Genomic DNA, 20,592 nt, shown 5'->3' with positions numbered 1-20,592 from the left:
CCATACGCCGATAGGCGGGCGCCTTCCGCTTTTCTTATTAAAATGCTAGTGGTTCCATGGCATCAACTTTTTGTACCAAGGCACTTTCTTGTTGTCCTTCTGTTTCGCTGGTGCTGCATCTGAATTCTTTAAGTGATCGGTGCAATATTCGGTTGGCTCAGTTCCAGCGACAAAATAGGTGAAGCGACGAACGGGACAATCCTTGGTCGCTAGCTTGCCATTTTCCGGGTTGACGTAAACACCGACAACCCCCTCCTTCGGTGGTTTAAACGCCTTGACGGGCTTACCCTGCAAGGCCTCCTCCATAAAGTTGGCCCAGATATTTTTCGCATAGGTTTTTTCGGCAGTTAGCTCAAGTGGTTTCCCGATATCATATCCTGCCCATACAGCGGTAACGAGCTGTGGTGAGTAGCCAATCATCCAGCTATCCGTTTCCGTTGAGCCTGACTTTCCGGCATAAGGCCGGGTGAGGTCGTCAATAATCGTGCTCCCGGTTACCTTGGCATAGCCATTTAGCTTCTTATCGAAAATGCCTGTCAGCATTTGTGTCATTACAAAGGCCCTGGCTGGGTTTAAAACCTTTTCAGTTCTATCTTTTTTTTCAAAAATAACGTTGCCATTATAGTCTTCCACTCTCGTAATTAAGGTCGGATTGACCCGTTTTCCTCCATTGGCAAATAGGCTGTAGGCATTAGCCATTTCAATCACACGAACGCCAGATGTTCCTAATGCCAGTGACGGAACCTGGGCCATATTTGTCGAAATACCAAATTTCTTGGCCATTTCGATTAACGAATCCTCTCCTAAAAATAAATGCGTTTTAACAGCAAAAATATTATCAGATACGGCAAGCGCCTGGGCGAGGGTAATTTCCCCGTCAGCATACTTGTTATTAAAATTATGTGGCGTGTAATCGGCCTGACCATCATCAAAATGGAAGGTGGTAAACTCACTTCGCATCGTTGATGAAGGGGTAAAACCGTGCTCGAGTGCGGAGTAGTAGAGCAGCGGCTTGATGGTCGAGCCCGGCTGTCTCACAGCCTGAACGGCCCGGTTAAACGGACTTTTTTCATAGTCCCTGCCCCCAATCATCGCTCTCACATAGCCGTTCTTTGGATCCATCGCAACTAAGCCAACTTGAATCTCGGATGAACTGGCAACATATTGCTGGACCTGCTTCTCGGCCGCTTTCTGCTGTTTCAGGTTCAGCGTCGTAAAGACTTTTAAACCGCCGAGGGCAATCGTGCGGTCGTCAAGATGTAATTGATTTTTCAGCGCATTTTTGACGGCATCCTGAAAATAAGGGGCCAGCTTTACCTTTGGTGTCGTGTGGACGCCGACAATTGTGAGCGGCTGCTTGGCCACTGTTTTTGCGGTATCTTTTTTGATGAACCCGTTTTTCACCATCGTTTGTAAAATAATCGCCTGACGTCGTTTGGCGTTTTCCATCGAGGTGAGCGGTGAGTAGATGCCAGGTCCCTTTGGAATTCCCGCCAGCATGGTCGCTTCGTTGAGATCTAAGTCGACTGCTTTTTTACCAAAATAATAGTGACTGGCCGCTTCTATACCGTAAGCACTGTTGCCATAATAGATGGTATTTAAATAACCTTCAAGAATATCCTGTTTCGAATAATTCATTTCAAGGCGGATCGTATAAAACGCCTCGAGAATTTTCCGCTTCCACGTTTTGTCGTGTTCAAGAAAGAGATTCCGTGCATATTGCTGGGTGATCGTACTTGCGCCCTGCACCTTGGAAAATGCCTGAATATCGGCAAGAACTGCCCCGGCAATTCGTTTATAATCAAAACCATGGTGCTGGAAAAAATTTTTGTCCTCAATCGAGACGGTCGCATTCACTAAATTTGGTGAAATATCATTGAGCCCGACCCAGTAGCGCTTTTGACCGCTATGACTCTCACCAATCAGGGTCCCGTCATCGGCAAAGAATAGCGTTGATTGCGGAACAGCGAGCGGCGGAGCTCCTAAAATTTTTGCATAGGCAAGGACGCCTAGGAAGAGAACGAGCATACAAATCATGCCTATCAAACTGATGATAACAAATGCTCGCAAATATTTAATTGTCTTCCGAAACCCGTGATCAGTCATGATTTCCATTTTGTTCACCACCCCGCTTTTCCATTTTTAAAAATTTAGATAGTAATAGTATTGAAAAAATAGAGTCCTTTTAAACCATTTCTTTAGAAAAAAGAAATATTTTTTTAAAAATTGCTAGACTTTTTTTCCTGTTTGTAATTCAATAGTTTGGGTAGTCTAAAAATGAGATAAGAAGGAAGGAAGATGAATATGTCCATTTGGTTTACAGAAAAACAAACTGAGAACTTTGGAATCACGATGAAAGTTAATAAAACCTTACATACAGAGCAAACAGAATTTCAAAAGCTTGATATGATTGAAACAGAAGAATGGGGCAATATGCTGCTATTAGATGACATGGTCATGACTTCTGTAAAAGACGAATTTGTTTATCATGAAATGGTGGCACATGTTCCACTATTTACACATCCAAATCCTGAGAATGTTCTTGTTGTCGGCGGCGGCGATGGCGGAGTTATCCGTGAAGTATTAAAGCACCCAAGCGTAAAGAAAGCGACACTTGTGGATATTGATGGTAAAGTAATCGAGTATTCGAAGAAATTCCTTCCGGAAATTGCTGGTTGGCTTGAAGACGAGCGTGTGGACGTTCAAGTGGGTGACGGCTTTATGCATATTGCCGAAAGCGAAAATGCCTATGACGTGATTATGGTTGACTCAACAGAGCCGGTTGGTCCTGCGGTAAACTTATTTACAAAAGGCTTCTATGCCGGAATTTCCAAGGCGTTAAAGGAAGACGGCATTTTTGTTGCTCAGTCCGACAACCCATGGTTTAAGGCGGATTTAATTCGCAGCGTGCAGCGCGATGTGAAGGAAATCTTCCCGATTACGAATTTGTATGTGGCTAATATCCCTACTTACCCAAGCGGCCTATGGGCATTCACCATCGGTTCGAAAAAATACGATCCATTAGCAGTAAGTGAAGACCGTTTTCACGAAATTGAAACAAAATACTATACAAAAGAATTGCACAAAGCCGCATTTGTATTGCCAAAATTTGTTGGCGATTTAGTGAAGTAACATAAACGGGAACAAGAAAAGTACTCCTGTTACAGTTGTTCTATGAGACGGAACCAGAGGAAAAAGTGAGCAACCGGTCCCATAGAGAGGTTCTATGAGACCGGAACTGGGGAAAAAGCGAAAACCTGGTCATAAAGAGGTTTAAGGTAATACGTAGAAAGTGAGGGATGTTGGATGCGTTTTGATGAGGCGTATTCGGGGAATGTGTTTATTAAGAGTCACCCGAATTTTGAGGAAAGTCAGGTTGTATTGTACGGGATGCCTATGGACTGGACGGTAAGCTATCGCCCAGGTTCACGGTTTGGCCCAGCGCGAATTCGCGAGGTGTCAATTGGTCTTGAAGAGTACAGTGCCTACCTCGACCGCGAGCTTGATGAGGTAAAATATTTCGACGCCGGTGATATTCCGCTTCCGTTCGGGAATGCCCAGCGCAGCCTTGATTTGATTGAAGAATTTGTTGACCAAGTCTTGGATGCAGGCAAATTCCCGTTAGGTATGGGCGGCGAGCACCTTGTCTCATGGCCAGTGATGAAAGCTGTTTATAAGAAATATCCAGATTTAGCGATTATCCATTTTGACGCACACACCGACCTGCGTGAAAATTATGAAGGCGAGCCGCTGTCACACTCGACCCCGATTCGCAAGATTGCCGAATTAATCGGACCAAAAAACGTTTATTCTTTTGGGATCCGTTCCGGTATGAAAGAAGAATTTGAATGGGCAAAGAAAAATGGCATGCATATTTCAAAATTTGAAGTGCTTGAGCCGTTAAAGGAAATCCTGCCATCGCTAGCTGGGCGCCCAGTCTATGTCACGATTGACATTGACGTATTGGACCCTGCACATGCGCCTGGAACCGGTACGGTTGATTGCGGCGGAATCACCTCACGCGAGCTGCTTGCTTCCATTCATGAAATTGCTCGTTCTGAGGTGAAGGTCGTCGGTGGTGACCTGGTTGAGGTTGCTCCAATCTACGATTCATCTGAGCAAACAGCGAACACAGCGAGCAAATTGATTCGTGAAATGCTGCTTGGCTGGGTGAAATAGGTAAACCTTCCTGTCCGAATATAGGAAGAACCTTCCCGTTGTATAAAAAAACTCTTTTTATACTTCAGGAGACCTCTTTCTGATATATAAGAGAACTTTTCTGTTACACAGGAACAACCTTTTCTGATATCCAGAAACCATGTCAATCTGGTGCCTGTCCCATTGGGGGCGGGCATCTTTGATTTGTGCCGTTACAATGTTTATAATAGAAAAAGCATGCGTTAATGCACCTAAGTAAATGATGAAGACTAGAACTAATAAAGAGAACATACCTGAGTTCCTTTTTAAAAAAGCTCTTATTGTATTTTGCAAATTAAAGCGGCATATTCGCAAAGAAACAACGGAGATTCGCAAAAAAATTGGAATTCTTGCAAATAAACGAGAATGTTGTGTTATAAAATGAAAAGGAAGTGCTAAATCGGTTGGAAAATTCTGAAATACCCGTGAAAATCAAGGTGAAAACGACGATTGATGCTCAGGAAGCAATGGAATTAACGGTGTTTGGTCGCTACCATCAAAAAGGTGGTGCAACATTTCTGCGGTATGAGGAAGTGCTGGAGGAAGGTACTGTTCGCACGATTGTCAAGGTGGCGGGGGAAGAAGCACTAATTTTACGCGGCGGTGCGGTGAAGATGAGGCTGCCGTTTCAGGTAAATCGAAAACTAAGGGGCAGCTACGAGATGCCGTTTGGTGTTTTTGAAACGATGACGATGGCCAAGCGAATCGAGCATTCGGAAGGGCTTATCGATATTCTCTACGATTTCACAATGCAGGGCTCGCCTTCAGGTACATATCATTTAGAAATTAGCTTTCAGGAGGATCGGAAATGAATATAGTTGAACAGGTTCAAAGTAAAATAAAGGAAGAGATTCGTGCGGCTGTGCTAAAGGCGGAGCTTGCGACAGAAGAGCAGATTCCTGATGTGGTTCTTGAAATCCCGAAGGAGAAGGCCCATGGCGATTACTCAACGAATATGGCGATGCAGCTCGCTCGGGTGGCGAAGAAGGCGCCGCGGATGATTGCGGAAGCATTAGTGGCCCATTTCGACCGTTCACAGGCTTCAATTGAAAAAATTGAGCTAGCGGGGCCGGGGTTTATCAATTTTTATATGAATAATGCGTATTTAACCGACCTGATTCCTACCGTGCTTGAGGCTGGTGAAAAGTACGGTTCGACCACAGTTGGCGGCGGTCAAAAAATTCAAGTCGAGTTTGTATCGGCCAATCCTACTGGAGACCTGCACCTTGGACATGCCCGCGGTGCTGCTGTTGGCGATTCTCTGTGCAATATTTTGGCCAAGGCTGGCTATGATGTTTCTCGCGAATATTATATTAATGATGCTGGCAATCAGATTAATAATTTAGCATTGTCGGTGGAGGCACGTTATTTCCAGGCGCTTGGTCTGGAAAAAGACATGCCGGAGGACGGCTACCATGGCGCCGATATTGTCGGCATCGGGAAGACACTGGCGGAAGAGTTTGGCGACAAGTTTGTGAATGTGGCCGAGGAAGAACGATTTGATTTTTTCCGTGAGTATGGCTTGAAATATGAAATGGCGAAATTAAAGAAGGATCTTGAGAATTTCCGAGTCGGTTTTGACGTGTGGTATTCGGAAACCTCGCTTTATAAAAATGGAAAAATTGATGAAGCTCTGACTGCACTAAGGGAAAGCGGCTATGTCTATGAGGAAGATGGCGCGACCTGGCTTCGTTCGACCGATTTCGGTGATGACAAAAACCGTGTGTTAATCAAGCAGGACGGCTCTTATACGTACTTGACGCCTGATATCGCTTACCATAGGGACAAGCTGGCGCGAGGCTTTGAAAAATTGATTAACATTTGGGGTGCGGATCACCACGGCTATATCCCACGGATGAAGGCGGCAATCCAAGCTTTAGGTTATGACCGCGAGGCGCTTGAGGTGGAAATTATCCAGCTCGTTCATCTTTATAAAAACGGTGAGAAGATGAAGATGAGTAAGCGAACTGGTAAGGCGGTTACGATGCGTGATTTGGTCGATGAGGTCGGCCTTGACGCGACGCGTTATTTCTTTGCGATGCGTAGCTCGGATACGCATATGGATTTTGATTTGGATTTAGCGGTGTCGGAGTCGAATGAAAATCCGGTATATTACGCGCAATACGCCCATGCACGGATTTCGAGCATCTTACGTTCAGGCGAAGAACAAGGCGTGACGGTGGATACTGGTGCTGACTTTTCGTTAGTGGCGTCTGAAAAGGAAATCGATTTACTGAAAAAGCTTGGTGAATTCCCGTCGGCTGTTGGCGAGGCCGCACTGAAGCGTGTGCCGCACCGCATCACCAACTATATCTTTGAACTGGCGTCGACGTTTCACAGTTTTTATAATGCGGAAAAAGTGCTTGATAGTGATCAGTTGGAGCGCACGAAGGCACGCCTTGCGTTGGTGAAGGCTGTGCAAATTACGTTGAAAAATGCACTGGCGTTGATTGGCGTTTCGGCCCCGGAAAAAATGTAAATTTGATGAGGCTCCCTTCTGATTAAGGGGGGCCTTTTTCTATGTGGTTTGGCGGGGAATTTGTGTGGTTGGCGAGTAAAGGGGCATCGTTTAAAAAAAGCCCATTTTGATCGGCGCCAATTCTGCAAACGTGCCAAAATTTGTTTGAAAATAATCCATGAAATGAATATTTTCCAAAAAAACACAAATATTAATAGAGAATTTTCAGTAAGGAGTGAACCGAACGCATGAATGTAGGAAGAGCAAAAGAAATTGTTGAATCCGCTGATATGATCAATGTTACCTATGATGGAACCCCGGTAATTATTCAACACGTGGACGAGACGACGAAACTAGCGAGGATTTATTCTATAACCGATCCAGAAAACGAAAGAGATGTACCTGTGTTAAATCTTATTGAAGAATAGTAAAGGGTCTCCGATGTTGGTTCGGAGACTCTTTACGTTATTTCAAAAGATGAGGGAGTATAAAATTTTCGACTTTGAGAATTGTCCAGCTCCAGCGCCCAGCGGCTAGTGTACTTCGCCCTTTTCCCTACGATAAGTCAACATCGGATCGCTATCGCTCTCCGTGTTTCCTTTATCTCAGTCAAAGTGCTCCAGTCCATACCCCGCTTAACGGGCGCTTGCGCTTTTCTTAATAGCACTGCCGCTGATTCGCTTATAGCCGCGGATTTTGCTTAAATCCTCGACTAACTTCAGTGCGGCTTGATACTTTGCTTTCGCCTAAATCATGAAGTCTACATCGCGCCAAGAATTTTTTTATAAAAAATAAGCAATAACTCCAGCAAGAACTTCTTTCACAGATCTTAAAAAATTCGGTTTATTTAGCTCTGCCAATGTTAACGGTATGGAGTCGCGGATGTCCTTTTTAATAACGGACCTCACACGCTCAATAAAAGTAGAATTATAAATAAAACAATTGATTTCTTTGTTTAAAAACAAGCTGCGCTGATCGAAATTGGCGGTGCCGATATCGCAAATTTTGTCATCGATCATAATTGTTTTTGCATGATAAAAGCCATTTTTAAATTGATAAACCGCTACTCCCTCCTTAAGCAGTGTTCGTAAATAGTGGTAGGAGGCTTCCTGGACAAGCATATGGTCAGCGTTGTAGGGGACAACCAAGGTGATATCAACGCCTCGCTGCCGTGCTTCCATTAATGCAGCAAAAACTTTGTTACTTGGAATAAAGTAAGGAGTCCCAATGAAGATGGTGTGAACGGCCTTTTGCAGCAGTCTGATAAACATGTCTTCGAGCTGGCCGGCTTCCGTCGGAATAAATTGATGGCGAACCTCCCCCTTTGGCAGATTTGGAAAATAGACAGGATGATTCTGAAGATTTTCACCTCCGTACTCATTCCAATCAATAAAAAACTCACTCTGCAAAAAATTAACGCCTTCACCGGTCATTTTTAAATGGTAATCACGCCACGGGCTCAAGATTGGGTCTTCGTCAATATATTCCTTACCGATGTTAAACCCGCCGAGATAGCCAATTTTTCCATCAATAAGCGAAACTTTGCGGTGATTCCGGACCTGGGAAGAATAAAACAGGAATGGAAATCTAACCGAATTACTATACGCAAAATGAATCCCTGCCTCCCGCAGCTCCTTCACTGTCTGCTTCTTAATTTTCCAGCTCCCAATCCGGTCAAGCAAGAGCCGAACCTCCACGCCTTCCCGCGCCTTTGCTTTTAATAGCGAGAAAAACTCCTGGCTGATGGTGTCATCTTTGACAATATAAAATAATACATGAATATGGTGGTTCGCCTGTCTAATCTCATTGAAATAATCATGGAATAATTCCTTTCCATGGGTGAAAATTTCAAACTGACCATGAAGCATGGCTGTTTCCATCCTGCCCGCAGTGGAAAGATGCTTCTTCCTCCCTAAGCTAAAATCGACTGCTAGCCAGATCATGATGAGAAGGACAAGTCCGCTTAACGAGAGTGCAAAAATCATCTGGAATCGTTCCTCCAATCCATTTTCTTAGGTTTTCCGAAAGTGATTATTTCTATCAGTCGAATGAATTTTGCAAAAATTCGTTGACTGAATGCTCATTCATCATATAATAGAGTTATGGATAAGTTCTGAAAATTAATTATTTTCTACAACTTGCGAAAAAAAACATTAGGGGATAAAGCAAAACGAAAGGGGCTAATTTTGATGAATGGTTTATTATGGGTTAACCTCATTGCCTTCTTGGTTGTAACCGCTTACGCAATCAGTTTGTTCGTTTATGTTGTAAAAACTCGGATGGCCTTTATTAAGCTAGGGAAAAAGGTTGAGTTTGATAATAATGTCAAAGAACGGCTGCAAAAAATTTGGGTCATGGTGTTTGGACAGAAGAAGCTTTTAAAGGATAAAAAAAGTGGAGCTATCCACGTCATGTTCTTTTATGGTTTCCTGCTTGTTCAATTTGGAGCGATTGATTTTATTTGGAAAGGGATTAAACCAGGCTCGCATTTGCCACTTGGACCGTTATATCCCGCCTTCACCTTTTTCCAGGAAATTGTGACACTAACCATTTTAGTAGCTGTTATTTGGGCGTTCTATCGCCGTTATATTGAAAAATTAGTTCGCTTAAAGCGCGGTTTTAAAGCAGGTCTTGTGTTAATTTTTATCGGCGGCTTGATGGTTTCGGTATTACTTGGAAACGGCATGGGCATCATCTGGCATGGGGAAGACGTGTCATGGACAGAACCAGTTGCTTCTGTCATTTCACTGCTCTTTTCGTGGCTCGGCGAAACCGCTTCCGTCGTTATTTTCTATGTAGCCTGGTGGTTCCACTTATTATTCCTATTATCCTTTTTAGTGTATGTACCGCAAGGAAAGCATGCCCACTTAATTGCCGGACCGGTGAACGTTTATTTTAACCGTTTAGAAAAACCAGGTAAATTGAAAAAGGTAGATTTTGAAGATGAATCACAAGAATCCTTTGGAGTTGGAAAAATTGACGACTTTACCCAGCTGCAAATGATCGATTTTTATGCCTGCGTCGAATGTGGCCGCTGTACCAATATGTGTCCTGCTACCGGAACGGGTAAAATGCTGTCGCCAATGGATTTAATTGTGAAAATGCGTGACCATCTGACCCATTTTGGCGCATCGGTTACTTCGAAACAGCCGTGGGTGCCGACCTTTGCTTTTAGTAACACAAAAGGAAATCAAATTGCGCTGGCGGCAAGCGGTCAGGGTGCGGAAGAAACAGCGGCTGCTTTAGCGTATAGTCCAAGCTTAATCGGCGATATCATTACCGAAGAAGAAATCTGGGCATGTACCACGTGTCGCAACTGTGAGGACCAATGTCCAGTCATGAACGAGCACGTTGATAAAATTATCGACCTTCGTCGTTATTTAGTTTTAACAGAGGGAAAAATGGATGCAGACGCCCAGCGTGCGATGACGAATATAGAACGCCAAGGGAACCCGTGGGGCTTAAACCGTAAAGAGCGTGAGAACTGGCGCGAAGTCCGCGACGATGTTCATATTCCAACGGTGAAGGAAATGAACAAGGCGGGCGAGGAATTCGAATACCTCTTCTGGGTTGGCGCGATGGGTTCTTACGACAACCGCAGTCAGAAGATTGCATTATCGTTCGCGAAGCTGATGAACGAAGCGGGTGTGAAATTTGCCATTCTCGGTAACAAAGAAAAAAACTCAGGTGATACACCGCGCCGCCTTGGTAATGAATTCCTGTTCCAAGAGCTAGCGACAAAAAATATTGAGGAATTTGAAAAAGCGGAGATCAAGAAAATTGTCACAATTGACCCGCATGCCTATAATATTTTCAAAAATGAATACCCTGATTTTGGCTTAGAGAATGTGGAAGTGTACCATCATACGGAAATACTGTATGAGCTTGTCCGCGATAGCCGACTTGTTCCGAAACATCAGGTGAACGAAACGATTACTTTCCATGATTCCTGTTATTTAGGCCGCTATAATGACGTGTACGACCCGCCACGGGAAATTTTAAAAGCGATTCCAGGCGTGAAACTTGTGGAAATGGAGCGTAATCGCGAAAAAGGCATGTGCTGCGGTGCCGGCGGCGGCTTGATGTGGATGGAGGAAGAAACAGGCCAACGAATTAACGTGAGCCGGACCGAGCAAGCCCTTTCCGTCAATCCGTCTGTCATCAGCTCAGGCTGCCCATACTGCTTAACGATGCTTTCTGATGGAACTAAGGCGAAAGAAGTGGAAGAAAAGGTTTCGACTTACGATGTGGCTGAAATTCTTGAAAAAGCCGTTTACGGGGAATGAAAAGAGACAGCTTGATAATATTGCAGAAGTAGTAATTATTAGAACAGGAGAAGTGGAGTCAATTTACAAAAATTTTAAGAATTTTGTGTAAAACATTTCAACTTCTCCTGTTTTTTATGTAAAATAAGAGATAAGAATAAAGCGCTTACATTACCAATTTTTTTATAGACTTGGCTAGCTGTGGGTTTTAAAAAACCACATGCCTACTTTTTTCATTATTTTCGAGCGAGCGTTCAGTCGCTGGATAATTTTTTTAGAATAACATGACTGAATATTGGGAAAAGGGAGAGTGTTTGGAATGGGGAGAACGGTCATTTTAAGTGGGGTAAGAACACCTTTTGGAAAATTAGGGGGCTTCTTGAGCAGTTTTTCGGCTTCACAGCTTGGAGGCATTGCTGTTAAAGAAGCGCTGGTGCGAGCTAACGTGGAGCCAGAGTACGTCCAGGAGGTCATTCTTGGAACTGTTTTACAAGGGGGACAGGGGCAAATCCCATCACGTCAAGCCGCCCATCATGCTGGCCTGCCTTGGGAGGTCAAAACAGAAACAATTAATAAGGTTTGCGCTTCGGGGATGCGCAGCGTTACGTTGGCCGACCAGATTATTCGTGCCGGCGATGAAGAGGTGATTGTTGCTGGCGGCATGGAATCGATGAGCAACGCCCCATATATTTTACCAAAAGCAAGATGGGGCTTCCGAATGGGCGACGCGGCTGCCAAAGATTTAATGATTCATGATGGCTTGAGCTGCAGTTTTACCGGTGTTCATATGGGTACTTACGGCAATTCGACGGCCGCCGAGATGGAGATTTCACGTCAGGCGCAGGACGAGTGGGCCTTAAGGAGCCATCAGCGCGCGATTGCCGCCATGGAGGATGGAAAATTTGCAGAGGAAATTGTGGCTGTGGAAGTACCGCAGCGAAAAGGAGCTCCTGTAGTTGTCGCGGATGACGAATCACCACGAAAGGATACCTCGTTAGAACGACTGGCAAAATTAGCACCGGTATTTAATGCAACGGGAACGATCACTGCTGGAAATGCGCCTGGTGTCAATGACGGTGCGGCTGCTCTCGTGCTAATGAGTGAGGAGCGCGCTGCTCGTGAAGGTAGAAAAGCGGAAGCGGTCATCTTAGGCCACGCTGCTCTAGCTGTGGAAGCGAAGGATTTCCCACAAACGCCGGGGCTAGTCATCAATGAACTTATGCGAAAAACAGGAAAAAGTGTAGCGGATATCGATTTATTTGAAATCAATGAAGCTTTTGCTGCTGTTGCCTTGGTGAGCGAAAAAATTGCTGGCCTTGACCCAGAAAAGGTCAATGTGAACGGCGGTGCAGTCGCCCTTGGCCACCCAGTTGGTGCAAGCGGGGCGCGGATTATCATTACGCTCATGCACGAGTTGAAGCGCCGCGGCGGCGGAATCGGTGTCGCCGCGATTTGCAGCGGCGGCGGCCAGGGCGATGCTGTGATGATTGAGGTCCCGAAGGCTTAAGTTTGGTCTGGCTGGACCAGAGAATGACGGTTAGATTTTTCCGGAAAATGTCTAATGGGGAAAAAAGGACATGAAAAATAGACAAAACACCCGAAAAAATGTTCAAACCATGAGAAAAATAGACAAAACACCCGAAAAAAATGTTCAAAACCTTGAGAAAAATAGACAAAACTAATTTTCGCATAAAAAAATGGGGCGAAACTCGATTTCAGCCCCTAATTGGAGGGGAAAACATGAAGGTTTCAAAGGTAATGGTCATTGGAGCAGGGCAAATGGGCTCTGGGATTGCCCAAGTTTGTGCCCAAGCAGGCTATCAGGTTTTACTAAATGATTTAAAACAGGAATTCGTCGAACGCGGATTAGGAATCATCAACAAAAATCTTTCACGCAATGTTGATAAAGGCCGAATGACAGGCGAACAAAAACAGGAAGTGTCGGCGAGGCTGACCGCCTCAACGGATTTGAACGACGCGGCCCAGGTCGACCTTGTCATCGAAGCTGCAGTTGAAAACATGGAAATTAAAACGAAAATTTTTGCGCAGCTTGATGAAATTGCTCCGGCACATGCGATCTTGGCGAGTAACACCTCCTCGCTGCCAATTACGGAAATTGCGGCTGCAACAAAGCGGCCGGAAAAGGTCATCGGCATGCACTTTATGAATCCGGTACCAGTGATGAAGTTAGTCGAAATCATCCGTGGCCTAGCAACGGCTGATGAAGTATACCAGGTGATTGAAGATATGACGAAAACCTTGAGCAAGGTCCCGGTTGAAGTTAACGACTTCCCTGGCTTTGTTTCTAACCGCGTGCTGATGCCAATGATCAATGAAGCGGTTTTTACCTTGTATGAGGGTGTCGCCACCAAAGAAGCAATTGATGAAGTGATGAAGCTCGGCATGAACCACCCAATGGGGCCGTTAACCTTGGCTGATTTTATTGGCCTCGATACTTGCCTTTATATAATGGAAACCCTTCACGAAGGCTTCGGCGATGATAAATACCGTCCATGCCCGCTGCTGCGCAAATATGTCAAAGCAGGCTGGCTTGGAAAGAAAACGGGGCGTGGATTCTACACATACGAATAAGGCTTTCAACTTGCTGAAGCAACGAGAGCAGGAACCAATCTTTCTTCAAAATAAGGGGTTGTGAGGATGAATACTGCTACTATAGATTCTCCAAAAGGGGAGATAAGCATGAATCTTACATTTACAGCGGAGCAAGAAATGATGCGAAAAATGGTGCGCGATTTTGCCGTCAGCGAAATTGCCCCATTTATTGAAAAAATGGAAAAAGGGGAATTCCCGCGCGAAATTCTTCGGAAAATGGGTGAGCTCGGCCTTATGGGCATTCCTGTTCCGGAAAAATACGGCGGAGCTGAGATGGACTTCACCTCTTATATCATTGCCATTAATGAAATATCAAGGGTAAGTGCCACGCTTGGCGTCATTCTGTCTGTCCATACTTCTGTGGGAACTATGCCGATTCTATATTTCGGGACGGAGGAGCAGAAGCAAAAGTATGTACCGAAGCTGGCTTCTGGGGAGTATTTAGGGGCGTTTTGCTTAACGGAGCCGAGTGCGGGGTCCGATGCAGCTAGCCTAAAGTCCCGTGCCGTGAAGAAGGGCGATCATTATGTGATCAATGGCTCGAAGATGTTTATTACCAATGGTGGCGAAGCCGATATTTATATTGTTTTTGCCACCACTGAGCCGAAATTAGGAACAAAAGGGATTGCCGCATTTATTGTTGAAAAAAACACCCCCGGCTTATGTATCGGGAAGGATGAAAAGAAGATGGGGCTGCATGGTTCCAGAACGGTACAGCTGACGTTTGAGGATATGCTTGTGCCAGTGGAAAATCTTCTTGGCAGCGAAAGTGATGGTTTTAAAATTGCGATGGCAAACCTCGAGGTCGGCCGCATTGGGATTGCGACTCAAGCACTCGGGATTGCCGAAGCCGCACTGTCGGCCGCAACTACCTATGCGAAGGAGCGCCAGCAATTTGGCAAACCAATTGCCTTCCAGCAAGGGATAGGCTTTAAGCTTGCTGACATGGCGACGAGTGTGGAAGCGGCGAAACTATTAGTCTATCGCTCTGCTGATTTACGGACCCGAGGCTTAAAATGCGGTATGGAAGCGTCGATGGCGAAGCTGTTTGCCACGAGGACAGCGGTAGAAGTGTCGACGGAAGCCATTCAAGTTTTTGGCGGCTACGGCTACACCGAAGATTATCCTGTGGAGCGCTACTTCCGCGATGCAAAGGTAACCGAAATCTACGAAGGCACGAGTGAGATCCAGCGGATTGTGATTAGTAAGTATCTTTAATTAGTAGTTTATGGTGAGTCTAAACGAAAATGTCGATAAATCCTTGCGAATTGTGGATATATTCCTAAATGATATTGAAGTCTCGAAAAAGGATCAAGAAAACGTTTCAATCTAAAATATACTTATAGGAGGCTAAAAAAATGCAATTTAAACTATCTGAAGAACATGAAATGATCCGGAAAATGGTTCGTGATTTTGCACGAAACGAAGTGGCACCGTCTGCGGCCGAGCGTGATGAGGAAGAACGATTTGACCGCGAGATTTTTGACAAAATGGCGGAGCTTGGCTTAACAGGGATTCCGTGGCCGGAAGAGTACGGCGGCATCGGCAGCGATTTTCTAGCCTACTGTATCGCCGTTGAAGAGCTATCTCGCGTTGATGCATCAACAGGTGTACTTCTTTCCGCACACACCTCCCTTGCCGGCTGGCCGATTTACAAATTCGGCAGCGAAGAACAAAAGCAAACCTACCTTCGCCCAATGGCTGAGGGTAGCAAAATCGGTGCCTACGGTTTAACCGAGCCTGGAAGCGGCTCAGACGCTGGCGGGATGCGAACAACGGCCCGCTTAGAAGGCGATCACTACATCCTCAATGGTTCAAAAATTTTCATCACCAATGGCGGTGTGGCCGACATTTATGTAGTGTTTGCCTTAACAGACCCATCCAGCAAGCAAAGAGGAACCACTGCATTTATCGTCGAAAGTGACTTCCCTGGCTTCTCTGTTGGGAAAAAAGAAAAGAAACTCGGCATTCGTTCGTCGCCGACAACGGAGATTATTTTTGAAGATTGCAAGGTGCCAATGGCAAACCGTCTTGGCGAAGAAGGTGACGGCTTTAAAATCGCGATGATGACGCTTGATGGCGGCCGTAACGGCATCGCGGCCCAAGCCGTTGGAATTGCTCAAGGCGCACTTGATGCGGCAGTCGATTATGCGAAGGAACGCCACCAGTTTGGCAAACCAATCGCAGCGCAGCAAGGTATCAGCTTCAAGCTGGCAGATATGGCGACAAATATTGAAGCAGCAAGACTATTAACCTATCAAGCGGCCTGGCTTGAATCAAATGGCTTACCCTATGGTAAAGAATCAGCGATGTCCAAATTATTTGCCGGTGACACTGCGATGAAGGTGACCACGGAAGCGGTTCAGGTGTTTGGGGGCTACGGCTATACAAAGGATTATCCAGTGGAACGGTTCATGCGTGATGCGAAAATTACACAAATTTACGAAGGAACACAGGAAATACAACGCCTCGTAATTTCGAGAATGCTAACTAAATAATATGAAAGGCGGAAGCTTCCTTTGCGCGGCGTAAGGATTGGACCGGTCCGCATGAGATAAAGGAAACACGGAGAGCGAAGCGATTCGATGTTAACTTATCGTAAGGAGGAGAGGACCAAAACACAAGCCGCTGGGGGCTGGAGCTAGACAATATGAAAGGCGGAAGCGCCCGTTTAGCGGCGTATGGATTGGACCGGTCCGCATGAGATAAAGGAAACACGGAGAGCGAAGCGATTCGATGTTGACTTATCGTAAGGAGGAGAGGGCCAAAACACAAGCCGCTGGGGGCTGGAGCTAGACAAAGGCGGTCATAGAGGATGAAAAAGCGAGAAGTACAGGCCTCGGTCAAGGATGAACGCCTCGTGCAAAAAAGGCGCGACCAAATGATCAAAGGGGCCGTCACACTTTTTAAAGAAAAGGGGTTTCATCGGACGACGACGAGGGAAATTGCCAAGGCGGCGGGTTTTAGCATCGGGACGCTATACGAATATATTCGCACAAAGGAAGACGTCCTTTACCTTGTTTGTGATCAAATTTATGACCACGTTAGCGAGCGCCTGCAGCAGGACCTCGCCTTGAAAAAAGGGACATTAGAAAGCTTGAAGTTGGGGATTGCTAATTTTTTTCAAGTAATGGATGAAATGCAGGCCGAAGTACTGGTGATGTACCAGGAAGTGAAGTCACTGTCGAAGGACGCCCTTCCGTATGTGTTGAAAAAGGAAATGGAAATGGTCGCGATGTTTGAGAATCTGCTTGCACGCTGTGTCGAAAATGGTGAACTGCAACTATCAGAAAAACAAGTAGAAATCATCGCCCATAATATTTTTGTTCAGGGGCAAATGTGGGGCTTCCGCCGCTGGGCGCTAAGGAAGTTATTTACCCTGGAAGAATATATTGAGTTGCAAACCGAGCTTTTATTGTCGGGAATCATGGGAGAAGTCTCGGCGACTATAAAAGCTTCCGGAAAATAACAACGGTGGCCAGCAGTGAACCAGGTTCATTTATGGGGTTAGGTGTGAAGTCACTAAGACAATAAAAAATCCTGTTATAAGTGGGAAAAGCAGCGAACGATGAATGGGAAATGTTTTTACCAAAGTTTTTACAAAGGGGGAGCACGATGGGGAATTATCAGCCAAAGCATCATATCCGCTTTGTGACGGCGTCGAGTTTGTTTGACGGTCATGATGCTTCCATCAATATTATGCGTAGAATTCTGCAGGCGAGCGGGGCAGAGGTCATTCACCTTGGGCATAACCGCTCGGTTGAGGAAGTGGTCAATGCGGCGATTCAGGAGGATGTCCAAGGGATTGCGATTTCCTCTTATCAAGGCGGACACGTCGAATATTTTAAATACATGTATGATTTGTTAAAGGAAAAAGGGGCGCCGAATATCCGCATTTATGGCGGTGGCGGCGGGGTTATCATTCCGAGGGAAATTGCTGAACTTCACGACTATGGGATTGCTTGGATCTTCTCACCTGAAGACGGCAGAACGATGGGACTTCAAGGAATGATTGACCGCATGATAGAGGAGTGCGATTTTGCCACCGTTCCCGCGGATGCGGCCGAACAGATTGAAAAGCTGCCAACTGGCGATGTCAACGCAATTGCCAAGTTAATTACCTTAGCCGAACTTCATGTTGATAAAAGGAACGAGGCTGCGGCAACTGCCGAGCTAGTGCTAGAACAAGTAAAGACACTTGAGAAACGGATTCCGGTCGTTGGTATTACAGGTACGGGTGGGGCCGGAAAAAGTTCATTAACGGACGAATTAATCCGCCGCTTCATTAATGATCTGCCTGATAAAAAAGTCGCGATTCTCTCCGTCGATCCGACAAAGCAAAAAACAGGCGGGGCCTTGTTAGGTGACCGGATCCGAATGAATGCGATTTTCTCACCAAATGTTTATATGCGCAGTTTGGCTACAAGGCATTCGAAAAGCGAACTATCGCTGGCGATTAAGGATGCCGTTGCCGTGACGAAAGCGGCTGGCTTTGACCTTGTCATCGTGGAAACGAGTGGAATCGGTCAAGGAGATGCCGAAATCACGGAAATTTGCGATGTTTCCTTATACGTGATGACCAGTGAATTCGGGGCACCATCACAACTTGAGAAAATCGATATGATTGACTTTGCGGACTTAATTGTCATCAATAAATTTGAGCGCAAAGGCTCTGAGGATGCCAAGCGTCAGGTGCAAAGGCAGTACCAGCGCAGCCATATGCTGTTTGAAAAGGATCCGTCGGAAATGCCGGTTTACGGCACGATTGCCAGCCAGTTTAATGACCCGGGCACGAACGCCTTGTTCGCCGCTTTAGTGGAAAAAATAAATGAAAAGATGTCTTCCGATTGGCTGAGTTCTTTTAGTAAAAAGGCCCTTGTTGAAAAGCAAAACGTCATCATCCCTACCGAACGCCGTTATTATTTACGGGAAATTTCGGAAACGGTACGTGGCTACCACCGTAATGCGGAAGAGCAAGCGAATATTGCTCGGAAATTATTCCAGCTCGAAGGGGCAATTGAAGCGGTAAAAGAGCCAGAAGTGATTGCAGCATTAGAAGCAATCAGGCAAGAAACTGAAGAGCGACTGACCACGGAATCGCGGAAAATCCTCGCTTCATGGGAACAAACAAAGGCTGATTATTCGGGCGACCGGTTTATCACAAGAATCCGTGACAAAGAGATTATCACGGTGTTAAAATCTAAAAGCTTATCAGGCCTAGACATTCCTAAGGTGGCTTTGCCTAAATATAAAGATTACGGCGAAATTCTCCGCTGGGTGTACCAAGAAAATGTTCCTGGTTCTTTCCCCTATACGGCAGGGGTATTTCCATTCAAGCGTGAGGGGGAAGACCCGAAACGGCAATTCGCTGGAGAAGGCACGCCGGAACGGACGAACCGTCGCTTCCACTATTTATCGAAGGACGATTCGGCAAAACGCTTAAGTACCGCGTTTGACTCTGTAACTCTGTACGGCGAAGACCCGGATTACCGTCCGGACATTTACGGAAAAGTTGGCGAAAGCGGTGTCAGCATTTGTACGTTAGATGATATGAAAAAGCTGTATGCCGGCTTTGATTTGTGTCATCCGTCGACATCCGTTTCGATGACGATTAATGGCCCGGCACCGATTATTTTGGCGATGTTCATGAATACGGCGATTGATCAGCAGGTGCAAAAGAAAGAAGCTGAGCTTGGCCGTGTGTTAACGGTTGAAGAATTCGCAGCCGTCAGAGCATATACATTGAAAACGGTCCGCGGTACGGTTCAAGCGGATATTTTAAAAGAAGACCAAGGCCAAAACACATGTATTTTTTCAACAGAATTTGCCTTACGAATGATGGGCGATATTCAACAATATTTCATTGATCATCAAGTGCGCAATTATTATTCTGTTTCGATTTCGGGATACCATATTGCCGAAGCAGGCGCCAATCCGATTTCACAGCTTGCGTTTACGCTATCCAATGGATTTACCTATCTCGAGTATTATTTGAGTCGTGGCATGAACATTGATGATTTTGCTCCCAATCTATCGTTCTTTTTCTCGAATGGTTTGGATCCGGAATATACGGTGATCGGCCGGGTCGCGCGACGTATTTGGGCTACTGTGATGCGTGATAAATATGGTGCTAACGAACGCAGTCAAAAGCTGAAATACCATGTGCAGACTTCCGGACGTTCGCTGCATGCTCAGGAAATTGATTTTAATGATATCCGCACAACCTTGCAGGCGTTGATGGCGCTCCAGGATAATTGTAATTCCTTGCATACCAATGCTTACGATGAAGCAATTACGACGCCAACCGAGGAATCAGTAAGACGGGCAATGGCGATTCAAATGATTATTACCAAAGAGCATGGCTTAACGAAGAATGAAAATCCGCTCCAAGGTTCGTTTATTGTGGAAGAGCTGACAGATTTGGTTGAGGAAGCCGTCCTCCAAGAGTTTGAACGCTTGAACGACCGCGGCGGTGTACTCGGTTCAATGGAGACGCAGTACCAGCGCGGAAAAATCCAGGATGAGTCGATGTATTACGAAATGAAAAAGCATACCGGAGAATTGCCAATTATCGGGGTTAATACGTATTTGAATCCAAATCCTCCGTCAGAGGAAGATGTAAATAATATGGAGTTGGCCCGAGCTACAACAGAGGAAAAGGAACTACAAATTCATAATTTGCGTGCCTTCCAAGAAGCGCATGCTGTCGAGACTGCGGACGCGTTAAAGCGGTTAAAAGAAGCGGCTGTAAGCGGAGGCAATATTTTTGCTGGATTAATGGAAACCGTTCAAGTAGCTAGCCTCGGCCAAATCACCAAGGCCCTATATGAAGTCGGCGGCCAGTACCGTCGCAATATGTAACAAGAAAAGCGAAAGCGCCCGTTAAGCGGTCAATGGATTGGACCGGTCCGCATGAAATAAAGGAAACACGGAGAGCGAAAGCGATTCGATGTTGACTTATCGTAAGGGGGAGAGGGCCAATACACAAGCCGCTGGGCGCTGGAGCTAGACAATAAGAAAAGTGAACTTGAACAAAATATTTTGTTAAAAGATTCAATG

At 45.6% G+C, this 20,592-nt stretch carries 14 protein-coding genes; 12 read left to right on the top strand and 2 right to left on the bottom strand.

The annotated features are described in order from the left end of the window. Nucleotides 1-45: 45 nt before the first annotated feature. Nucleotides 46-2,115 (bottom strand): transglycosylase domain-containing protein, encoded by a 2,070-nt coding sequence (locus M5A78_RS05660; protein WP_248734311.1) that lies wholly within the window; start codon nucleotides 2,113-2,115, stop codon nucleotides 46-48. Between the two features lie 189 nt (nucleotides 2,116-2,304). Between M5A78_RS05660 and speE the strand changes: the two genes are divergently transcribed. The 5 genes from speE (at nucleotide 2,305) to M5A78_RS05635 (ending at nucleotide 7,083) form a co-directional block, all read left to right on the top strand. Next, nucleotides 2,305-3,132 (top strand): spermidine synthase, encoded by an 828-nt coding sequence (gene speE / locus M5A78_RS05655; protein WP_066093988.1) that lies wholly within the window; start codon nucleotides 2,305-2,307, stop codon nucleotides 3,130-3,132. A gap of 174 nt (nucleotides 3,133-3,306) precedes the next feature. Then, the gene (gene speB, locus M5A78_RS05650) at nucleotides 3,307-4,179 is read left to right on the top strand and encodes an agmatinase (RefSeq protein WP_248734310.1); all 873 of its coding nucleotides are present in this window, start codon (nucleotides 3,307-3,309) and stop codon (nucleotides 4,177-4,179) included. A gap of 422 nt (nucleotides 4,180-4,601) precedes the next feature. Continuing rightward, complete coding sequence (locus M5A78_RS05645; RefSeq protein WP_248734309.1) at nucleotides 4,602-5,009, top strand: DUF1934 domain-containing protein; 408 nt, start codon at nucleotides 4,602-4,604, stop codon at nucleotides 5,007-5,009. Further along, on the top strand, nucleotides 5,006-6,676 hold the full coding sequence (gene argS / locus M5A78_RS05640) for an arginine--tRNA ligase (RefSeq protein WP_248734308.1): 1,671 nt from the start codon (nucleotides 5,006-5,008) through the stop codon (nucleotides 6,674-6,676). The genes M5A78_RS05645 and argS overlap by 4 nt, the downstream gene beginning before the upstream one ends. Before the next feature lie 227 nt (nucleotides 6,677-6,903). Beyond that, nucleotides 6,904-7,083, top strand: coding sequence for an H-type small acid-soluble spore protein (locus M5A78_RS05635; RefSeq protein ID WP_248734307.1), 180 nt, complete (start codon nucleotides 6,904-6,906; stop codon nucleotides 7,081-7,083). A gap of 354 nt (nucleotides 7,084-7,437) precedes the next feature. Here the strand turns inward: M5A78_RS05635 and cls are convergent, their stop codons facing one another. Next, nucleotides 7,438-8,640 (bottom strand): cardiolipin synthase, encoded by a 1,203-nt coding sequence (gene cls / locus M5A78_RS05630; RefSeq protein ID WP_248734306.1) that lies wholly within the window; start codon nucleotides 8,638-8,640, stop codon nucleotides 7,438-7,440. 204 nt (nucleotides 8,641-8,844) lie between these two features. On the opposite strand from cls, the gene M5A78_RS05625 reads away from it, so the two are divergent. From M5A78_RS05625 to icmF, 7 genes are all read left to right on the top strand, one after another. Next, on the top strand, nucleotides 8,845-10,941 hold the full coding sequence (locus M5A78_RS05625) for a (Fe-S)-binding protein (RefSeq protein ID WP_248734305.1): 2,097 nt from the start codon (nucleotides 8,845-8,847) through the stop codon (nucleotides 10,939-10,941). Between the two features lie 298 nt (nucleotides 10,942-11,239). Beyond that, entirely contained in the window at nucleotides 11,240-12,427 is a 1,188-nt protein-coding gene (locus M5A78_RS05620; RefSeq protein ID WP_248734367.1) for an acetyl-CoA C-acetyltransferase, read from the top strand. 233 nt (nucleotides 12,428-12,660) lie between these two features. Next, nucleotides 12,661-13,512: a 3-hydroxybutyryl-CoA dehydrogenase gene (locus M5A78_RS05615; protein WP_248734304.1), complete on the top strand. Its 852-nt coding sequence runs from the start codon at nucleotides 12,661-12,663 to the stop codon at nucleotides 13,510-13,512. A gap of 108 nt (nucleotides 13,513-13,620) precedes the next feature. Beyond that, nucleotides 13,621-14,751, top strand: a complete 1,131-nt coding sequence (locus M5A78_RS05610; protein ID WP_248734366.1) for an acyl-CoA dehydrogenase — start codon at nucleotides 13,621-13,623, stop codon at nucleotides 14,749-14,751. A 140-nt stretch (nucleotides 14,752-14,891) separates the two neighbouring features. Next, nucleotides 14,892-16,031 carry an acyl-CoA dehydrogenase gene (locus tag M5A78_RS05605; protein WP_248734303.1) on the top strand — a complete coding sequence of 380 codons (1,140 nt, stop codon included), beginning with the start codon at nucleotides 14,892-14,894 and terminating at the stop codon, nucleotides 16,029-16,031. Between the two features lie 317 nt (nucleotides 16,032-16,348). After that, nucleotides 16,349-17,002, top strand: coding sequence for a TetR/AcrR family transcriptional regulator (locus tag M5A78_RS05600; RefSeq protein WP_248734302.1), 654 nt, complete (start codon nucleotides 16,349-16,351; stop codon nucleotides 17,000-17,002). Nucleotides 17,003-17,148: 146 nt separating this feature from the next. Next, a complete protein-coding gene (gene icmF / locus M5A78_RS05595; protein WP_248734301.1) occupies nucleotides 17,149-20,394 on the top strand; it encodes a fused isobutyryl-CoA mutase/GTPase IcmF in 3,246 nt (1,081 codons plus the stop codon). Nucleotides 20,395-20,592 lie beyond the last annotated feature (198 nt).

The organism is Neobacillus rhizosphaerae (genome assembly GCF_937468385.1).
In the GTDB taxonomy this organism is placed as follows: Bacteria; Bacillota; Bacilli; order Bacillales; family Cytobacillaceae; genus Neobacillus; species Neobacillus rhizosphaerae.
This window is presented reverse-complemented; position numbering and strand designations above follow the sequence as displayed.

Bases quoted from the DNA above. Each gene is read 5' to 3' on its own strand.
- M5A78_RS05660 (WP_248734311.1), bottom strand. From the start codon at position 2,115: ATGGAAATCATGACTGATCACGGGTTTCGGAAGACAATTAAATATTTG.
- speE (WP_066093988.1), top strand. From the start codon at position 2,305: ATGTCCATTTGGTTTACAGAAAAACAAACTGAGAACTTTGGAATCACG.
- speB (WP_248734310.1), top strand. From the start codon at position 3,307: ATGCGTTTTGATGAGGCGTATTCGGGGAATGTGTTTATTAAGAGTCAC.
- argS (WP_248734308.1), top strand. From the start codon at position 5,006: ATGAATATAGTTGAACAGGTTCAAAGTAAAATAAAGGAAGAGATTCGT.
- M5A78_RS05635 (WP_248734307.1), top strand. From the start codon at position 6,904: ATGAATGTAGGAAGAGCAAAAGAAATTGTTGAATCCGCTGATATGATC.
- cls (WP_248734306.1), bottom strand. From the start codon at position 8,640: ATGATTTTTGCACTCTCGTTAAGCGGACTTGTCCTTCTCATCATGATC.
- M5A78_RS05625 (WP_248734305.1), top strand. From the start codon at position 8,845: ATGAATGGTTTATTATGGGTTAACCTCATTGCCTTCTTGGTTGTAACC.
- M5A78_RS05620 (WP_248734367.1), top strand. From the start codon at position 11,240: ATGGGGAGAACGGTCATTTTAAGTGGGGTAAGAACACCTTTTGGAAAA.
- M5A78_RS05615 (WP_248734304.1), top strand. From the start codon at position 12,661: ATGAAGGTTTCAAAGGTAATGGTCATTGGAGCAGGGCAAATGGGCTCT.
- M5A78_RS05610 (WP_248734366.1), top strand. From the start codon at position 13,621: ATGAATCTTACATTTACAGCGGAGCAAGAAATGATGCGAAAAATGGTG.
- M5A78_RS05605 (WP_248734303.1), top strand. From the start codon at position 14,892: ATGCAATTTAAACTATCTGAAGAACATGAAATGATCCGGAAAATGGTT.
- M5A78_RS05600 (WP_248734302.1), top strand. From the start codon at position 16,349: ATGAAAAAGCGAGAAGTACAGGCCTCGGTCAAGGATGAACGCCTCGTG.
- icmF (WP_248734301.1), top strand. From the start codon at position 17,149: ATGGGGAATTATCAGCCAAAGCATCATATCCGCTTTGTGACGGCGTCG.